16 protein-coding genes and 1 pseudogene are annotated in these 15853 nt (G+C 67.9%); 8 read left to right on the forward strand and 9 right to left on the reverse strand.

Annotated elements, in window-relative coordinates:
- Nucleotides 1-18: 18 nt before the first annotated feature.
- The 3 genes from M9980_RS11275 to cobT form a co-directional block, all read right to left on the reverse strand.
- Entirely contained in the window at nucleotides 19-2421 is a 2403-nt protein-coding gene (locus M9980_RS11275) for a TonB-dependent receptor (protein WP_250750793.1), read from the reverse strand.
- 76 nt (nucleotides 2422-2497) lie between these two features.
- A complete protein-coding gene (locus tag M9980_RS11280) occupies nucleotides 2498-2752 on the reverse strand; it encodes a ribbon-helix-helix domain-containing protein (RefSeq protein ID WP_250750794.1) in 255 nt (84 codons plus the stop codon).
- Nucleotides 2749-4581: a cobaltochelatase subunit CobT gene (gene cobT, locus M9980_RS11285; RefSeq protein WP_250750807.1), complete on the reverse strand. Its 1833-nt coding sequence runs from the start codon at nucleotides 4579-4581 to the stop codon at nucleotides 2749-2751. The genes M9980_RS11280 and cobT overlap by 4 nt, the downstream gene beginning before the upstream one ends.
- A gap of 97 nt (nucleotides 4582-4678) precedes the next feature.
- Between cobT and M9980_RS11290 the strand changes: the two genes are divergently transcribed.
- Complete coding sequence (locus tag M9980_RS11290; protein WP_250750809.1) at nucleotides 4679-5374, forward strand: hypothetical protein; 696 nt, start codon at nucleotides 4679-4681, stop codon at nucleotides 5372-5374.
- Between the two features lie 22 nt (nucleotides 5375-5396).
- Here M9980_RS11290 and M9980_RS11295 read toward each other — a convergent pair whose 3' ends face one another.
- The 4 genes from M9980_RS11295 to M9980_RS11310 form a co-directional block, all read right to left on the reverse strand.
- Nucleotides 5397-6101, reverse strand: a complete 705-nt coding sequence (locus M9980_RS11295) for a hypothetical protein (protein WP_250750811.1) — start codon at nucleotides 6099-6101, stop codon at nucleotides 5397-5399.
- Complete coding sequence (locus tag M9980_RS11300) at nucleotides 6101-6646, reverse strand: hypothetical protein (protein WP_250750813.1); 546 nt, start codon at nucleotides 6644-6646, stop codon at nucleotides 6101-6103. Before M9980_RS11300 ends, M9980_RS11295 begins: the two co-directional genes overlap by 1 nt.
- A 68-nt stretch (nucleotides 6647-6714) precedes the next feature.
- Entirely contained in the window at nucleotides 6715-7719 is a 1005-nt protein-coding gene (cobS, locus tag M9980_RS11305) for a cobaltochelatase subunit CobS (protein WP_250750825.1), read from the reverse strand.
- A 45-nt stretch (nucleotides 7720-7764) separates the two neighbouring features.
- The gene (locus tag M9980_RS11310; protein WP_250750827.1) at nucleotides 7765-8439 is read right to left on the reverse strand and encodes a winged helix-turn-helix transcriptional regulator; all 675 of its coding nucleotides are present in this window, start codon (nucleotides 8437-8439) and stop codon (nucleotides 7765-7767) included.
- Between the two features lie 99 nt (nucleotides 8440-8538).
- Here M9980_RS11310 and M9980_RS11315 point away from each other — a divergent pair, with 99 nt between their 5' ends.
- The 7 genes and pseudogenes from M9980_RS11315 (at nucleotide 8539) to M9980_RS11345 (ending at nucleotide 12148) form a co-directional block, all read left to right on the forward strand.
- A complete protein-coding gene (locus tag M9980_RS11315; RefSeq protein WP_340689117.1) occupies nucleotides 8539-8976 on the forward strand; it encodes a VOC family protein in 438 nt (145 codons plus the stop codon).
- Nucleotides 8973-9680 carry a glutathione S-transferase family protein gene (locus M9980_RS11320; RefSeq protein ID WP_250750832.1) on the forward strand — a complete coding sequence of 236 codons (708 nt, stop codon included), beginning with the start codon at nucleotides 8973-8975 and terminating at the stop codon, nucleotides 9678-9680. Before M9980_RS11315 ends, M9980_RS11320 begins: the two co-directional genes overlap by 4 nt.
- Nucleotides 9677-9925: pseudogene (locus M9980_RS11325) on the forward strand (DUF1428 domain-containing protein); the annotation flags it as partial. The gene M9980_RS11320 and the pseudogene M9980_RS11325, both read left to right, overlap by 4 nt.
- Before the next feature lie 66 nt (nucleotides 9926-9991).
- A complete protein-coding gene (locus tag M9980_RS11330) occupies nucleotides 9992-10384 on the forward strand; it encodes a DUF1428 domain-containing protein (protein WP_340689118.1) in 393 nt (130 codons plus the stop codon).
- Nucleotides 10385-10395: 11 nt separating this feature from the next.
- Nucleotides 10396-11187 carry a VOC family protein gene (locus tag M9980_RS11335; RefSeq protein WP_250750834.1) on the forward strand — a complete coding sequence of 264 codons (792 nt, stop codon included), beginning with the start codon at nucleotides 10396-10398 and terminating at the stop codon, nucleotides 11185-11187.
- On the forward strand, nucleotides 11184-11675 hold the full coding sequence (locus M9980_RS11340; RefSeq protein WP_250750837.1) for a VOC family protein: 492 nt from the start codon (nucleotides 11184-11186) through the stop codon (nucleotides 11673-11675). The genes M9980_RS11335 and M9980_RS11340 overlap by 4 nt, the downstream gene beginning before the upstream one ends.
- Nucleotides 11672-12148, forward strand: a complete 477-nt coding sequence (locus M9980_RS11345; RefSeq protein WP_250750839.1) for an SRPBCC family protein — start codon at nucleotides 11672-11674, stop codon at nucleotides 12146-12148. The genes M9980_RS11340 and M9980_RS11345 overlap by 4 nt, the downstream gene beginning before the upstream one ends.
- A gap of 25 nt (nucleotides 12149-12173) precedes the next feature.
- Here M9980_RS11345 and M9980_RS11350 read toward each other — a convergent pair whose 3' ends face one another.
- Both M9980_RS11350 and katG read right to left on the reverse strand, forming a co-directional pair.
- Nucleotides 12174-13499, reverse strand: coding sequence for a PQQ-dependent sugar dehydrogenase (locus M9980_RS11350; RefSeq protein ID WP_250750841.1), 1326 nt, complete (start codon nucleotides 13497-13499; stop codon nucleotides 12174-12176).
- Nucleotides 13500-13588: 89 nt separating this feature from the next.
- Nucleotides 13589-15784 carry a catalase/peroxidase HPI gene (gene katG / locus M9980_RS11355; RefSeq protein WP_250750844.1) on the reverse strand — a complete coding sequence of 732 codons (2196 nt, stop codon included), beginning with the start codon at nucleotides 15782-15784 and terminating at the stop codon, nucleotides 13589-13591.
- Nucleotides 15785-15853 lie beyond the last annotated feature (69 nt).

The following is a 15853-nucleotide window of genomic DNA, read 5'->3' on the forward strand; positions in this document are numbered from 1 at the left end:
GTCCGCGTCATGCCCGCATCAGAAGCTGTAGAACAGGCTCAACACCGCCGAGCGCCGCTCGCCCGGCGTCGCCCATCCGCCGGTGATCGCGCCGCTGGTCGCGTTTATGTTGTTGCGGATCGTCGTGAAGTATTTCTCGTCGGTCAGGTTCTGGACGTTCAGCTGCGCCGTCAGCCCGCGCGCGATCGTGTAGGCGACATAGGCGCGGTGGATCAGGTAATCGTCGGAGCGGAACTGCGTCGCCGTCGCCGCGGTCGGCACGTTCAGCGCGAAGCTGCCCTGGTAGGTCAGGCCGTAGCCGACCTCCAGCCCGAACGGCAGCTTGTAGGTGGTGAACACGCTACCCGAATGGTCGGGCGTCTGGATCAGTCGCGAATTCGCCTGCGGATCGGGTCGCGCGGCGGTGTTGGCGCAGGCCGCGACCCCGCCGTTCGCCAGGCAGAAATCGGACACCGATTGCAGCACCTTGCCGTCGAGGTAGGTGTAGTTGGCGAAGATCGTCCAGTTGGGTGCGATCGTTCCCGACGCGCCAAGCGCGATGCCGTCCACGCGGCTGCGCCCGTCGAGCACCTGCAATGCGGCGGGCGAGGCGGGATCGTTCGACGCCACCCGGAAATTGCTCCGTTCGTTGCGGAACAGCGCCGCGGTCAGCTCGAGCCGGCCGAACACGGTCGCCTTCGCGCCCACTTCGTAGTTGCGCGCGGTTTCGGGTGCGGCTGCGCATGGATCGGCGGCGCCGGGCGCGCTGACGACGCCGCAGCCCAGCCGCACGGTCGCCGACGACGGCACCTTGGCAGTGCCGTATCCTGCGTAGAGGTTGATGGCCTTTACCGGTTTCACGACGATGCCGCCGCGATAGGAGAACAGATTTTCGCGGCTCACCTGCGGCGCGGCCTGCGTCGGGGTCAGCGCGGTGCTGCCTGGGGGGACGAAGCCGAGCGGGATCGCCCGGAACGTCGCGTCGTTGCGCTCATACCGCACCGCGCCATTCAGCTCGACGATCGACCCCAGCTCGAGCGTGTCGAACGCATAGAGCGCGGCGTTGCTGGTGTGCGAGCGTGAGCGCGCCGTCACCGTGTAGTTGATGGGGCCGGTATAGGTCGTGTCCGGGTTCGACAGACTGATGAGCGGCAGCGGCGCGACCGCGGTGCCGTTGGCCGTGCGCAGCAGCGAGGCAGTGGTGATCGCATAATCCTCGACCGAGGCCGATGCGCCGACCACCAGCGTGTTGAACACACCCCCCTTGCGCCCCGATTTCAGCGTCAGGTCGGTCTGGTTGTGGAGCAGTTGGTTCTCCTGATCGCGCACCAGCCCGCGAGGACCGGACGGCAGGAACGTGCCGCGCGTCACCCCCGACGGGCACGCCAGCCCGACCGTCGAGGCCCCAGTCGAACCTACCGGCTGCAACCCGGTGGTTGACAGGCAGAACGTCCCCTGCGGCGCCGACGTCACGCTATACTGCCCGACCCGCTGCCACCGCGTCAGGTTGCGCACGCTCGCGCTGCCGAAATCGTGGCGGAAGGTCGCGGTCAGCCGGTCGACCGTGGTGCGCTGCGTATCGAGGTTGACAATGCCGAAGTAGTCCGACGCATCGACCTCGGTGAGCGGACCATCGTTCACCAGGCTGCGGAAATAGGGGACGCCGTACACCGGCGTATTGTCGTCGCGCTGGTGGACATAGGCGAGCGTCAGGCTGGTGGGTCCGTCCACACCGATGGTGATCGACGGCGCGACGCCCCAGCGTTCGTAGGATTCGACATCGCGGCCCGGCACGTCGTTGCGGTGGTAGGCGGCGTTCAGGCGGACGGCGACGAGCGGGCTGACGCGGACATTGCTGTCGACCGCGCCGCGGTAATACTCGTCGGTGCCGATCGATCCCTGCACGATCGTCAGCGTGTCGGCCTGCGGTGCCTTGCTGACCAGGTTGATCGTCCCGCCGACGCTGCCCGATCCGTTGAAGACCGAATTGGCGCCGTTATAGACCTCGATCTGTTGCAGGTTGAACGGATCGGTGCGGCTGTACTGCGCACTGTCGCGAACGCCGTCGACGGTGATGTCGGTGTTCGCAGAATAGCCGCGCAGGTTGATGCTGTCGCCATAACCGCCGCCGCCTTCGCCCGCGCCGAAGGTGATGCCGGGGATCGTCTGGAGCGCATCGCGCAGCGTCTGCAGGTTCTGCTTGCGGATCACCTGGTCGCTGATGACGGTGATCGTCTGCGGCGTGTCCTTCAGCGGCTGGGTCGCCTTGGGGCTTTCCAGCTGTTCGCCGGCCTTGCCGACCACGACGATGTCCGGGCGGTCGCGCGGCGCCGTGACCTGCGAGTCGGCATCGGTCTTCGCCGGATCGGCTGCGTAGGCCGGAGCGGTGGCGATGAACCCGACGCAGGTGAGCGCAAGAAAACCGGCAGAAACGTGAGTCACGAACAACAATCCCCTGTGGCGTGGGAATGCTGCTATTGAGAGTCGTTCGCAGGGTCAAGCATATTGCGAGTGATTATCAATTTCGTTCGCTGCGCCTGAGGTCGAACAGCCAGCTGCGGATGGCACTGGCAAGATTGGGCGGATCGGCGGATGCAATGCGGGCGACGTCGATCTGCGCGACGAGGGCATTGAGCGGCAGGCGGCGAGCCACGGCCTCCGCCTCCAGCGCCGCCCAGAACACCGGCTCCAGGCTGATCGAGGTCTGGTGCCCGGCGATGGTGATAGACCGCTTGACCGGGCCGACGAACCCGCCGGGCGGGGCGACGATCACGGCTTGTCGTCGAACAGCCCGGCGAGCTGCTCGATCATCGTGCCGGCGAGCTGGTCGACATCCATGATCGTCACCGCGCGCTCATAATAGCGCGTCACGTCGTGGCCGATGCCGATCGCGACCAGCTCGACGGGCGAGCGCGCCTCGATCCAGCCGATCACCTGGCGCAGGTGGCGCTCGAGATAGCTGCCGGAATTGACGCTCAGCGTCGAATCATCGACCGGCGCACCGTCGGAGATCACCATCAGGATGCGGCGGTCCTCGGGTCGCGCGATCAGCCGGCCATGCGCCCAGAGCAGCGCCTCGCCGTCGATGTTTTCCTTCAGCAGCCCCTCGCGCATCATCAGCCCGAGCGCGCGCTTGGCGCGCCGCCACGGCTCGTCGGCCTGCTTGTAGACGATGTGGCGAATGTCGTTCAGCCGGCCCGGCTGCGGCGGGCGCCCGGCCGCCAGCCACGCCTCGCGCGCCTGCCCGCCCTTCCACGCGCGGGTGGTGAAGCCGAGGATTTCGACCTTCACGCCGACCCGCTCCAGCGTGCGGGCGAGGATGTCGGCGCTGATCGCCGCGATCGAGATCGGGCGCCCGCGCATCGACCCCGAATTGTCGATCAGGATCGTGACGACGGTATCCTTGAACTCGGTATCGCGCTCGACCTTGTAGCTGAGCGACAGCGTCGGGTTGACGACGATCCGGGCAAGCCGCGCGGCGTCGAGGATGCCCTCCTCCTGATCGAAATCCCACGACCGCGACTGCTGCGCCATCAGGCGTCGCTGGAGCCGGTTGGCGAGCTTCGTCACCACGCCCTGCAGATGGACCAGCTGCTGGTCAAGATAGGCGCGCAGCCGGTCGAGCTCTTCCTCGTCGCACAATTCGGTCGCGGCGATCACTTCGTCGAACTTCGTCGTGTACGGCTTGTATTCGAACTGCGGCGGCATGTCGGACATCGGCCGGTTGGGCCGCACCGGCATCATCCCGTCGTCGCCCTCGTCGCCGGGTTCGCCGTCCATGTCGTCGAGCGAATCCTCGCCCTGCTCGGTGCCTTCGCCGTCCTCGCTGTCCGAATCGCGCTGTTCGCCGCGCGCCTCGACCTGACCCTCGCCGGCGTCTCCGGCCTCCTCGCCGTCGTCGCCCTGGTCGTCCTGCTCGTCCTCGGTGCCTTCGTCGTCGGCGCCGCCCTCGTCGTCCTCGTTGGGCAGCGTCTCGCCCTCAACCAGCTCCAGATCCTCGAGCAGCCGCGACGTCAGCCGCTGGAACGCCTGCTGGTCGTCGATCGCGAGCGCCAGCGCGTCGAGGTCGCTGCCGCCCTTCTCCTCCACCCAGTCGCGCACCAGCGCGAGGCCGGTCGCAGCGGCAGCGGGTGCTTCCCGCCCGGTCAGCCGCTCGCGCACGATCAGCCCGATCGCGCTCGACAGGGGCACTTCGTCAAAGCTGCGCGCCCGGGCGATCGGGTCGGAACGCATCCTGAGGTCGAGCGCGCGGTCGAGGTTGTCGGCGATGCCGGCATAGCCCTTCGACCCCAGCGCCTCGACCCGCGCGGTCTCGACCGCGTCGAACACGGCGCGCGCGACCGCCTCGGACGGCGCGCCGCGCGCGTGGAGCGTGGCGTCGTGGTGCTTCAGGCGGAGCGCGAACGAATCGGCGAAGCCGCGCGCCTCGGCCACCTGATCGACCGGCAGGGTGCGCGCCGGCATCGGCACCTTGATATGCCGCCCGGCCTGCGAGGGCGCATCGGCGGTGAAGGCCAGTTCGACGTCGTCGCGCGTCGACAGCACGCGCGCGGTGCCGGCCAGCACCGACTTGAAGCGATCGAGGGGCGTTTCGGCGGCCATGGTGCCGCGCACTTGGGCCGGGGAGCCCACGCGATGCAACCCCCTCTTAACGCTTGGACCATTAAGCCTGTCGGCTTCGGAGCGCGGGAGAGGCCGGATGATTAGGTCGTGGATCATGTCGGGCGTCAGCGTCGCCGGGGTCGCGGGCATCGGCTGGGGCGTAATGCCGGGCGGCGAGGTCTATCCGCTGCCGGTCAAGGAGGTCGAGGCGAAGCTGCGCCACATGGACCTGCCGAGCGCCTTGAGCTTCGATGGATCGGGCTCGAACAATTCGGTGGTCATCGAGGGCGAGCCCGGCAAGAGCGTTGTGTGGCGCATCACCGAGCGCGGCCAGACGATCGGCTATGTCGAGGCCGAGCTCGACGCGGTCGACGACACCCACACCCGCGTCGATGTGGATTTCGAGATGAGCGAGAGCGGCCCGCATGCGCAGCAGGCCGCCTTCATCAATCGGCAGGAACTGTCGCGATCGGTCGGCAAGATCGCACTCAGCGAAGCGGTCGATTCGACGCTGGAGGACCGCGCCTACAACCGCGACGTCGTCGACGGGGCGATCACGCGCTATGCAATGACCCACATGGACGAGGTGGCGAGCTTCCGATCCGACCTCGACCGGATTACCGACGGCGCGGTCAGCTCGGCGAGCCGCGGCGGGTACGAAAGTTGGCAGGCGCAGCGCGACGCGGTCCGACCCGAGGCGGGCGTGCGCGAGCGTGAATATGAGGCGCAGCGTGCGATGCGCCAGGCGTCGGCACCGATGATGGACCCCACTCCACCCACTGAGCGGTACTGAGTCGCTGACCGAGCGGGCGCCCCTAGCCCAGTGGGCGATTGCCGCGCTGCGTGCGCGCTTCGGCGATCTCGGCCTCGGACACCCGCCGCATCCGCGCCTCGACGTACGCCGACGCCAGGCCGAAGGCGATCACGATCGCCAGCAGCGGCCAGAGCAGCCCGCCGAGCAGCCGGTCGATGCCGATCCGCGCATAATCGGGCACGGTGGCCGAGGCGACGAACAGCCCGCCGATCACTGCGGCGGCGAACAGCGCGACCACAGCGAACACCGGGCGGACGTGGTTGACCGGCACCTGCGCGCCGGCGACCGATTCGCACCATTCCATCTGGCGCTCGGCATCGGCGACCGCGCGGCGGTAGGCGAAGGTGATGCGGATGAACGACAGCACCGGCCCCGCACAGACGATCGCCACCCAGGTCGGCAGGACCAGCCCTGCGGCGGCGTTCATGTAATCGGTCAGCGCGCCGATGATGACCAGCACGAACGGCGTCGCGACCAGCCACGGCCAGATGCTGCCATAGGTCCAGACGCTCGCCTCGTCCGCCTCGATCAACGCCGCGCGCATCCCCGCGATCAGCGACGCGGCCTCGCGCTCGGGCACGCGTCGCCCGGTCGCGGCGCCGGGGCGGGCATAGACGACGCCGGCGTCGGTGCGCATGAAGCGCCGCTCGAACTCGGCCAGATAGCCGCGTACCACCGCGCGGTTGTGGCGCCCCCGCGGGCGCATCAGCGGTGCATCCGGGCGAAGCGCCGCTCGCCGCGCGCGCCCTCGATCATGCGGGCGATCTGGAAACCGCCGGGGACGACGCGCTGGTCGCCGATCGCCTGGATCGCGGCGCCCAGATCCTGCCGGATCTCACGGTGCAGCGCCGATGGCGTGATGCGCGGGCGGACGGCGGCGGCCAGCCCCTCGGCATGGCTGAACACCTCGACCCGCGTCTCCTCGTCGTTCACCGGGGTGACGGTCGCGACGATCTCCATCAGCCGCGCCTTTCCGCTGTCGAGCGTCAGGTGGACCGATCCGTCGGTATAGTCGTCGACCCGCACGACCGACGGACGCGTCAGCCCGCGGTCCTCGGTCGATTCATTCTCGGCGAGCTCAAGATAGTCGCCGATCATCCGCCGCGTCTTGTCGGGCGCCTCGGTGACGGTGAAGGAAAACTGCGTCGGATTGGCGACCTTGCGCATGCCGGTGATGCCGACGACGCACGAGGTGACGACCAGCAGGCCGACGAACCCCATCAGCATCAGGCACCCGCGAAACGACCCCATCTATCCCCACCCGCAATTCCGACGACTGTAGTGCGCAGGCGGTTAGGGAGGGGTAAACGCGTGGGGCTTCAGACCTTTGCGACGACGCTTTCAGGCAAGTCCTTGCCAAACACGCGTTGGTAATATTCGGCCACCATCGGGCGCTCCGCCTCATCGCACTTGTTCAGGAACGACAGGCGGAAGGCGAAGCCGACGTCGCCGAAGATCAGCGTGTTCTGTGCCCAGGTGATGACGGTGCGCGGGCTCATCACGGTCGAGATGTCGCCGTTGATGAAGCCGCGGCGCGTCAGGTCGGCAACGCGGACCATGTTGTCGACGGCTTCCTTGCCGCCCGGCTTGTCATATTCGCCCGACTTGGCGAGCACGATCTGCGCCTCGGTCGCGGCGGGCAGATAGTTGAGCGTGACGACGATGTTCCAGCGGTCCATCTGGCCCTGGTTGATCTGTTGCGTGCCGTGATACAGCCCGCTGGTGTCGCCCAGGCCCACGGTGTTGGCGGTCGCGAACAGGCGGAAGAACGGATTCGGGCGGATTACGCGGTTCTGGTCGAGCAGCGTCAGCTTCCCCTCGGTCTCCAGCACGCGCTGGATCACGAACATCACGTCGGGGCGACCGGCATCATATTCGTCGAACACCAGCGCGGTCGGGGTCTGGAGCGCCCAGGGGAGCAGCCCTTCGCGGAATTCGGTGACCTGCTGCCCGTCCTTCAGCACGATCGCGTCGCGCCCGATCAGGTCGATGCGGCTGATGTGCGCGTCCAGGTTGATGCGGATGCACGGCCAGTTGAGCCGCGCCGCGACCTGTTCGATGTGGGTCGACTTGCCGGTGCCGTGATAGCCCTGCACCATCACCCGCCGATTGTGCGCGAAGCCCGCCAGGATCGCGAGCGTGGTGTCGCCGTCGAAGACGTATGCGGGGTCGAGATCGGGCACCCGCTCGTCGGCCTCGCTGAACGCCGGCACCTGCATGTCGGTATCGATGCCGAACAGGTCGCGCACCGACTTCATCTGGTCGGGCGCGTCGAGGATCGTCGTCTCGCGGCTGTCGGGCTGGGTGTTGGGGATGTCGGTCATGGGGTGCCTTTCGCGCGCAGCCCTAGAGCAACGCACGGGAAGGCTTCAAGTCAGCGCGGCCTTGTCGGGCATCGGAAAATAGTCGCGCAGCCGCTCGGCCAGCGCGCGGTCGCCGGCGACGGTCAGCGCGCCCTGCGCCTCCAGCGCGGCGAGCGGCACGCCGCCATAGACCAGCGCCGCCACCCCGCCGGGATCGCCCCCGAACACGATATGCGGATCGTCCGGCAATCCCCGCCCGAGCGTCACCGCCCCGCGATCGATCGTCCAGTGGAAATCCTCGTCGCCGAACCGAAAACCCAGCCGGAGGGCGAGGTCGCCGGCACGCTGGACATCGATCATCGTGCGTAGAGACAGCATCAGCGACACCGGGCTGAACGGGCGGGTCGGGTCGTGCAGCGGGCTGCGCGCCGCCCAGCGGCCCAGCGCCTGAAACACCGGTCCCGCCTGCTGCCCCCATTCGGTCAGTCCGTACACCTGGACCGACGCGGGCGGCGGCAGCTTCGATTTGCGCACGATGCCCGCAGTCTCGAGATCGCCGAGCCGTTGCGTCAGGACGTTGGCGCTGATCGCGGGCAGGCTGCGGCGCAATTCCCCGAACCGCCGCGGCCCCAGCATCAGCTCGCGCATGATCGGCAGCGCCCAGCGCTCGCCGATGATGTCCATGCCGTGGGTCGCGGCACAGGCATCGTCGTACCGGCGTTTCGCCTCACTCGGCCGCACAGCAGTTACTTTTTCTAACTTCATGGTTGTCTTTTCTAACTCAAGAGCGCAGATACGTCGCCATCGAGTCGAATTCAAGGGAGAGAGCCGGTGCCGAAGATGATTTTCGTGAACCTACCGGTCGAGGACGTCGCGAAGGCGACCGCCTTTTACGAAGCGATCGGGTTCGCAAAGAATCCGAAGTTCAGCAACGAGCACGCGTCGTCGATGGTGTGGTCGGATGCGATCTACGTGATGCTGCTCGGCAGGGATTTCTACGCGACCTTCACGCCCAAGCCGATCGCCGACGCCCGCACGACCAGCGGCGCACTTTATGCGCTCGCCTTTGACAGCAAGGCCGACGTCGACACGATCACCGAGGCCGCGATCGCCGCGGGCGGCGGCGAACCGCACGGGCCCGAAGATCACGGCTTCATGTACAGCCGCGCGTTCGAGGACTTGGACGGCAACGGCTGGGGCCCGTTCTGGATGGACCCCGCCGCGGCTGAGAACGGCCCGCCAGAGCACGCGTCCGCGTCCGACGGATCGGCGCAGTGACCCGCCCGACGATCACCGCGTTCGACTGGGTGCCCGACTTCGCCCAAGGCCAGGTCCGCGACCTCAGGGTGCGCTGGGCGCTCGAGGAAGTCGGCCAGCCCTATGATGTGCGCTATCTGTCGCAAGGGCAGCAGAAGGCGCCGCCGCACCGAGCGTGCCAGCCGTTCGGGCAGGTGCCCACATACGAACACGGCGACCTGACGCTGTTCGAATCGGGCGCGATCGTTCTGCACATCGCCGAGAGCCATCCCGGCCTGTTGCCCGACGACCCGAACGCCCGCGCCCGCGCGATCGAATGGATGTTCGCCGCGCTCAACACGGTCGAGCCGCCGATCATGGACCACGCCATCGCCACTCTGTTCGAAGCGGACAAGCCCTGGTCGCGCCCGCGCCTGCCCGCGATCATGGCGCGGATCGACGAGCGGCTGGGCGAAGTCGCGGCACGGCTCGGCGACCGCGAATGGCTCGACGGCGACGCCTTCACCGCCGGCGACTTGCTGATGGCGGCGGTGTTGCGCATCCTGCGCGGCGAGTCGGCGCTTGAGAAACACGCGACGCTTGCGGATTATGTCGCCCGTGCCGAGGATCGACCCGCGTTCAAGCGTGCGTACGGTGCCCAGATGGCCGGCTTCACCGGCAACCCCCCGCCGGAAATCGCCGCCTGGCTGAAGAAGAACACGCAGGCGATGGGAGAGATGCGATGACCTATGTCGAAGGCTTCGTCGTTCCGGTGCCGACCGCGAACAGGCAAGCGTATCTGGACTCCGCCGCCAAATTCGCGCCGATGGTCAAGGAATTCGGCGTCGTGCGGCACACCGAATGGTGGGGCGACGACGTTGCCCACGGCAAGGTCACCGACTTCTATCGCGCGGTGGACGCCAGGGACGACGAGACGGTCGTCTTCTCGTGGTTCGAATATCCCGATCGTGCGACGCGCGACGCCGCCAATGCGAAGATGATGGCCGATCCGCGCATGGCCGAGATGGGCAAGGACATGCCGTTCGACGGCGCGCGGATGATCGTCGCCGGGTTCGATTCGATCGTCGATACGGGCGGCCCAGCAGGCGGCTACGTCGATGGTTTCGTCGCGCCTGCCCCCGACAAGGCGGCGTATCTCGACATGGCGGCGAAGGCGGCGCCGATCTTCCGCGAATATGGCGCGACCCGCGTCGTCGAGGGGTGGGAGGACGATGTGTCGGACGGCAAGGTCACCGACTATCGCCGCGCGGTTCAGGCGAAGGACGGCGAGAACATCGTCTTCTCGTGGATCGAATGGCCCGACAAGGCGACCCGCGATGCCGGCTGGGCCAAGGTGATGGCCGACGAGCGGATGAAGCCGCCGGGGGACATGCCCTTCGACGGCAAGCGCATGTTCTGGGGCGGCTTTGCCCCCCTGCTCGACGAATAGGGAGACGGGCGATGACCAATGCTGAAGGCATGCCGATCTGGTACGAACTGATGAGCGCCGATCCCGATGCGTCCAGGGCGTTCTACGAGGACGTGATCGGCTGGGCAGTCGAGGCGCAACCGTCCGGCGACATGGATTACCGCATGATCGACACCGGCACGACCGGCCTGGTCGGCGGGCTGGCGCGCTATACCGAGGGGCAGACGCCGGGCGGGATGACGCCCGGCTGGCGCTTCTACGTCGGGGTCGACGACGTCGATGCGACCGTCGCGAAACTGACCGCCGCCGGTGGCAGCGTGATCCTGCCCGCATTCGACCTGCCCGGCGTCGGCCGCATGGCCTATGTCGCCGATCCGCAGGGCATCGCCTTCTACGTGATGCGCGGCGCCAGTCCCGACAGCAGCACCGCCTGGGATCCGATGGCGATGGGCAAATGCAGCTGGAACGAGCTCGTCACGCCCGACATCGCCGCCGCGAAAGCCTTTTACGCCGATGTGCTCGGCTGGACCTATCCCGACAGCATGCCGATGGGCGAGATGGGCGATTACTGGTTCGTCGAGGCCGCCGGGCAGACCATCGGCGGAGCGATGCAGCAAGGTGCGCAGGGCCAGCCCGCCGGCTGGACCTTCTATTTCCGCGCTCCCGATATCGGCGTCGCCGCCGACAGGGTGACCGCCGGCGGCGGATCGATCCACGCCGGGCCGATGGAGGTGCCGGGCGGCGACCAGATCATCGTCGCGACCGATCCCGCAGGCACCGTGTTCGGCGTCGTCGCGCCGGGCGTTTCGGGAGAGACCGCATGACCGACAGCAAGATCGTTACCGTCCTGTGGTTCGACCACGGCGAGGCGCGCAAGGCCGCCGAATTCTATGCCGCGACCTTTCCCGACAGCCATGTCGATTCCGCCGCCGCCGCGCCCAGCGACTTTCCGGGCGGCACGGCGGGGGCCGAGATCACGGTCAACTTCACCGTGCTCGGCCGCACCTTTTCGGGCCTCAACGGCGGCCCCAATTTCAAGCCCAACGAAGCGGTCAGCTTCATGGTGGTGACCGAGGATCAGGCCGAGACCGACCGCTACTGGGATGCGATCGTCAGGGGCGGCGGGGCCGAGAGCGCGTGCGGCTGGTGCAAGGATCGCTGGGGCTATTCGTGGCAGATCACGCCGCGCACCCTGCTCGACGCGCTGAGCGCCGGCGGCGACGAGGCGAAGCGCGCGTTCGAGGCGATGATGACCATGCACCGGATCGACGTCGCCGCGATCGATGCGGCACGCCGCGGGGACCGTGCGTGAGCGGACCGTTCGAACTGTCGCTGACGCGCCTCATCGACGCGCCGGTGGATGCGGTGTGGCGCGCGTGGACCGAACATCAGGACGAATGGTTCTGCCCACGCCCGTGGCGTTCGCGGACGATCGTCCAGGAATTGCGCGCCGGTGGCCGGTCGGAAATCGTGATGCACGGCCCCGATGGCGAGGAGAAACATCTGGAGGGCGTGTTCCTGGAGGTGGAGCCCGGCGCGCGCGTCGTTTCCACCGACGCCTTTACCGCCGGCTGGCTGCCGGCGGGGCCCTTCATGGTCCGGATCGACACTTTTGAACGTGTCGGTGAGAATGCAGGCGGCCAGACCCGCTACACCGCGACCGCGCGCCACTGGACGCAGGAAGCGCGGGACAATCACGCCGCGATGGGCTTCGACGCCGGCTGGAACGCCGCGACCGATCAGCTCGCCGCGGTTGCCGAGCGGATCGCCGCCGAGGCGCGCTGACGCGGTCGCGCGATCCCGCCCCCGGTCAGCTCCCCGTCACGCGCCAGATCACGTTGCCGACATCGTCCGCCACCAGCAGCGCGCCGGTGCGGTCGGTGATGACGCCGACCGGGCGCCCCTGCGCCTTGCCCTCGTCGTTCAGGAAGCCGCTGAGCATCGTCACCGGCTTCGCGCGCTGGTCGGGGAAGCCGTTGGGGCCGAAGGGAATGTAGAGCATCTTGTAGCCCGCCGGCGGCTCGCGGTTCCACGATCCGTGCTGGGTCACGAACGCGCCGTTGGCGAAGCGCGTCCCGAGTTTCGCATCGCCCGCGAAGGCGAGGCCGAGCGAGGCGGTGTGTGCGCCCAGCGCATAGTCGGGACGCTTGGAATATTCCTGCAGCGCGGGGTTGGCGGGCTCGACCCGGCGGTCGGGGTAGCCGCCCCAATAATACCAGGGCCAGCCGAAATTGTCGCCGATGTCGACCGCCGCCATATAGTCGGGCGGCACGTCCGATCCCAACTGATCGCGTTCGTTGACTACGGTCCACAACCGCCCGCTCTGCGGCTCGAACGCCATGCCGTTGGGGTTGCGCAGGCCCGTCGCATAGATGCGGACGTATTTCGTCTCCGGGAACACCTCCAGGATGCCGGCGCGGCGCTTCTCGGCATCCATGCCGTTCTCGGCGATGTTCGAAGACGAGCCGACCGTGACATACAGCGACTTGCCGCCTGGCGCGGCGACGACGTTGCGCGCCCAGTGGTTGCCGCCGCCGGGCAGGTCGGCGATCTTCTCCGCCGCCGCGGTGATCTTCGTCTCGCCCGCCTTGTACGGGAAGCGCACCAGCGCATCGGTATTGCCGACGTACAGCCAGTCGCCGACCAGCACCATGCCGAACGGCGAATTGAGGCCCGACAGGAACACGCTGCGCGCTTCGGCCACGCCGTCGCCGTTCGCATCGCGCAGCAGGATGATGCGGTTGGGCGAGGCGACACCGGCGCCGGCGCGGCCCATCAGCGTCTTCATCACCCAGCCCTTGATCCCGCCGCCCTTACGCGGGGTTGAGTTGCTTTCGGCCACCAGCACGTCGCCGTTCGGCAGGCGGTAGAGCCAGCGCGGGTGGTCGAGCCCCTTCGCGAACGCCGCGACCTGAAGCCCGGCGGCGGCGACCGGCTTGGCCGCGCCCTGCCAGCCGACGACTTCGGCGATGCCGACGGTGGGGAGAATCTGGTTGCGCGGCGTGGTGATGTTGGGGCGCACCCCCATCACCGCATCCTCGGGCAGCTTCGCGACGTCGGGCCGGGTCATGGCGAACAGGACGGCGGCGGCGATCAGGACGATCAGGCCGAGGGCGATCAGGACATATTTGCGCATGATCGAGAGTTAGGGCGCGCGCGCGGCGAGTGCAATCGGGACACGTGCAATCGGGACGGCGCGACCGATACCGCGCCGCCCCGTCGCAATCAGGCCTTCAGGTCGAAACGGTCGGCGTTCATCACCTTGGTCCACGCCGCCACGAAGTCCTTCACGAACTTTTCGTCATGGTCGGTCTCGGCATAGACCTCGGCGACCGCACGCAGCTCGGAATTGGAGCCGAAGATCAGGTCGGCGCGGGTCGCACGCCACGTCTCGCCGCCGCCGGCGCGGTCGGTCGCGACATATTCCTGGTCGTCCGATCCTTCGACCGCCTTCCACACGCTGGTCATGTCGAGCAGGTTGACGAAGAAGTCGTTGGTTAACTGACCGGCGCGCTTGGTGAAGTGGCCATGTCCGCGCTCGCCGTGGTTGGCGCCGAGCACGCGCAGGCCGCCGATCAGCACCGTCATCTCCGGCACCGACAGGCCGAGCAGCGATGCGCGGTCGAGCATCATTTCCTCGGTCTTCACCGCGAGCTTTTTCTTGCCGAGATAGTTGCGGAAGGCATCGGCCTCCGGCTCCATCACCGCGAAGCTTTCGGCATCGGTCTGCGCATCGGTCGCGTCGCCGCGGCCACCGGTGAAGGGCACGCTGACACTCGAGCCGGCGTCCCTGATCGCCCTTTCCAGCCCGACCACGCCGCCGAGCACGATCGCGTCAGACATCGACAGGGTGCCGCGCACGCCGTCCAGCGTCTCCAGCACCTTGGCGAGCATCGCCGGTTCGTTGACGTCCCAATCCTTTTGCGGTGCCAGGCGGATACGCGCACCGTTGGCGCCGCCGCGATGGTCCGACTTGCGATAGGTGCTGGCCGACGCCCAGGCGGTCTTGACCAGCTGGCTGACAGTCAGGTCGCTCGCGGCGATCGCGGCCTTCACCGACTGCACCTCGGCATCCGACGGCGTCGTGCCGGCGGGGATCGGATCCTGCCAGATCAGGTCCTCTGCCGGAACGTCGGGGCCGAGGTAGCGGATCTTCGGCCCCATGTCGCGGTGGGTCAGCTTGAACCAGGCGCGGGCAAAGGCGTCCTTGAACGCCGCGTGGTCGGTGCGGAACCGCTCGCTGATGGCACGGAATTCGGGGTCCGCCTTCAGCGCCATGTCGGCGGTGGTCATCATCGTCGGCACCTTGACGTTCGGATCCCAAGCCGCCGGGGCCTTGTCCTCCTCGCGCTGGTCGATCGGCTGCCACTGCTGCGCACCGGCGGGCGAGTGGACGAGCTCATATTCGTAATCGAGCAGCAGGCGGAAATAGTTCTCGCTCCACTCGGTGGGCGTGTTGACCCACGACCCTTCGATCCCGCTGGTCACGGTATGCTCGCCGATGCCGCCGCTCTCATGGCCGCTGACCCAACCGAAGCCCTGCGCGACCAGGTCGCCGCCCGACGGCGCCTTGCCCAGCAGCGACGCGTCGCCATTGCCGTGCGCCTTGCCGAATGTGTGGCCGCCCGCGGTCAGCGCGACGGTTTCCTCGTGGTTCATCGCCATGCGCTCGAACGTTGCCTTCATGTCGCGCGCCGACAGCAGGGGGTCGGGAACGCCGCCCGGCCCTTCGGGATTGACGTAGATCAGGCCCATCTGGATCGCGGCGAGGGGGCCTTCCAGCTCGTGCATGCCATGCTCGGGGGCGATGCGGGTCTGCACGCCCTCGTTCACCCACTTGTCCTCCGAACCCCAGTAGATGTCGCGCTCGGGCTCGAACACGTCGGCGCGACCGCCGCCGAAGCCGAACACCGGGCCGCCCATCGATTCGATCGCGATGTTGCCGGTCAGGATGAACAGGTCGGCCCAGCTGATATTCTTCCCGTACTTCTGCTTGATCGGCCACAGCAGGCGCCGCGCCTTGTCGAGGTTGCCGTTGTCGGGCCAGCTGTCGAGCGGTGCGAAGCGCTGCTGCCCGCTGTTGGCGCCGCCGCGGCCGTCGGCCGTGCGATAGGTGCCCGCAGCGTGCCACGCCATACGGATGAAGAACGGGCCGTAATGGCCATAGTCCGCCGGCCACCACGGCTGGCTGTCGGTCATCAGCGCGGTCAGGTCGGCCTTCAGCGCCTGATAGTCGAGCGCCTTGAACGCCTCGGCATAGTCGAAGTCGGCGCCCATCGGGTTCGACGGACCGTTGGGGTTGAGGACTTCGGTCGCCAGCATCTCGGGCCACCAGTCCTTGTTGGTGCGGCCCAGCAAGGAGCGGACGCCCCCGCTTACCGGACAGCCGCCATTGTCGATCGAGCCCGTCTTCGCGTCCATTGTGCCGTCTCCTGTCGGTGGCGCGCGGAATCGCGCGCGGATTGCCGGACGGGGCTAGCGCGATCCCAG

The sequence above is a fragment of the Sphingomonas donggukensis genome, from assembly GCF_023674425.1.
Taxonomy (GTDB): Bacteria; Pseudomonadota; Alphaproteobacteria; order Sphingomonadales; family Sphingomonadaceae; genus Sphingomonas; species Sphingomonas donggukensis.

Bases quoted from the DNA above. Each gene is read 5' to 3' on its own strand.
- cobT (WP_250750807.1), bottom strand. From the start codon at position 4,581: ATGGCCGCCGAAACGCCCCTCGATCGCTTCAAGTCGGTGCTGGCCGGC.
- M9980_RS11290 (WP_250750809.1), top strand. From the start codon at position 4,679: ATGATTAGGTCGTGGATCATGTCGGGCGTCAGCGTCGCCGGGGTCGCG.
- M9980_RS11295 (WP_250750811.1), bottom strand. From the start codon at position 6,101: ATGCGCCCGCGGGGGCGCCACAACCGCGCGGTGGTACGCGGCTATCTG.
- M9980_RS11300 (WP_250750813.1), bottom strand. From the start codon at position 6,646: ATGGGGTCGTTTCGCGGGTGCCTGATGCTGATGGGGTTCGTCGGCCTG.
- cobS (WP_250750825.1), bottom strand. From the start codon at position 7,719: ATGACCGACATCCCCAACACCCAGCCCGACAGCCGCGAGACGACGATC.
- M9980_RS11315 (WP_340689117.1), top strand. From the start codon at position 8,539: ATGATTTTCGTGAACCTACCGGTCGAGGACGTCGCGAAGGCGACCGCC.
- M9980_RS11330 (WP_340689118.1), top strand. From the start codon at position 9,992: ATGATCGTCGCCGGGTTCGATTCGATCGTCGATACGGGCGGCCCAGCA.
- M9980_RS11335 (WP_250750834.1), top strand. From the start codon at position 10,396: ATGACCAATGCTGAAGGCATGCCGATCTGGTACGAACTGATGAGCGCC.
- M9980_RS11340 (WP_250750837.1), top strand. From the start codon at position 11,184: ATGACCGACAGCAAGATCGTTACCGTCCTGTGGTTCGACCACGGCGAG.
- M9980_RS11350 (WP_250750841.1), bottom strand. From the start codon at position 13,499: ATGCGCAAATATGTCCTGATCGCCCTCGGCCTGATCGTCCTGATCGCC.
- katG (WP_250750844.1), bottom strand. From the start codon at position 15,784: ATGGACGCGAAGACGGGCTCGATCGACAATGGCGGCTGTCCGGTAAGC.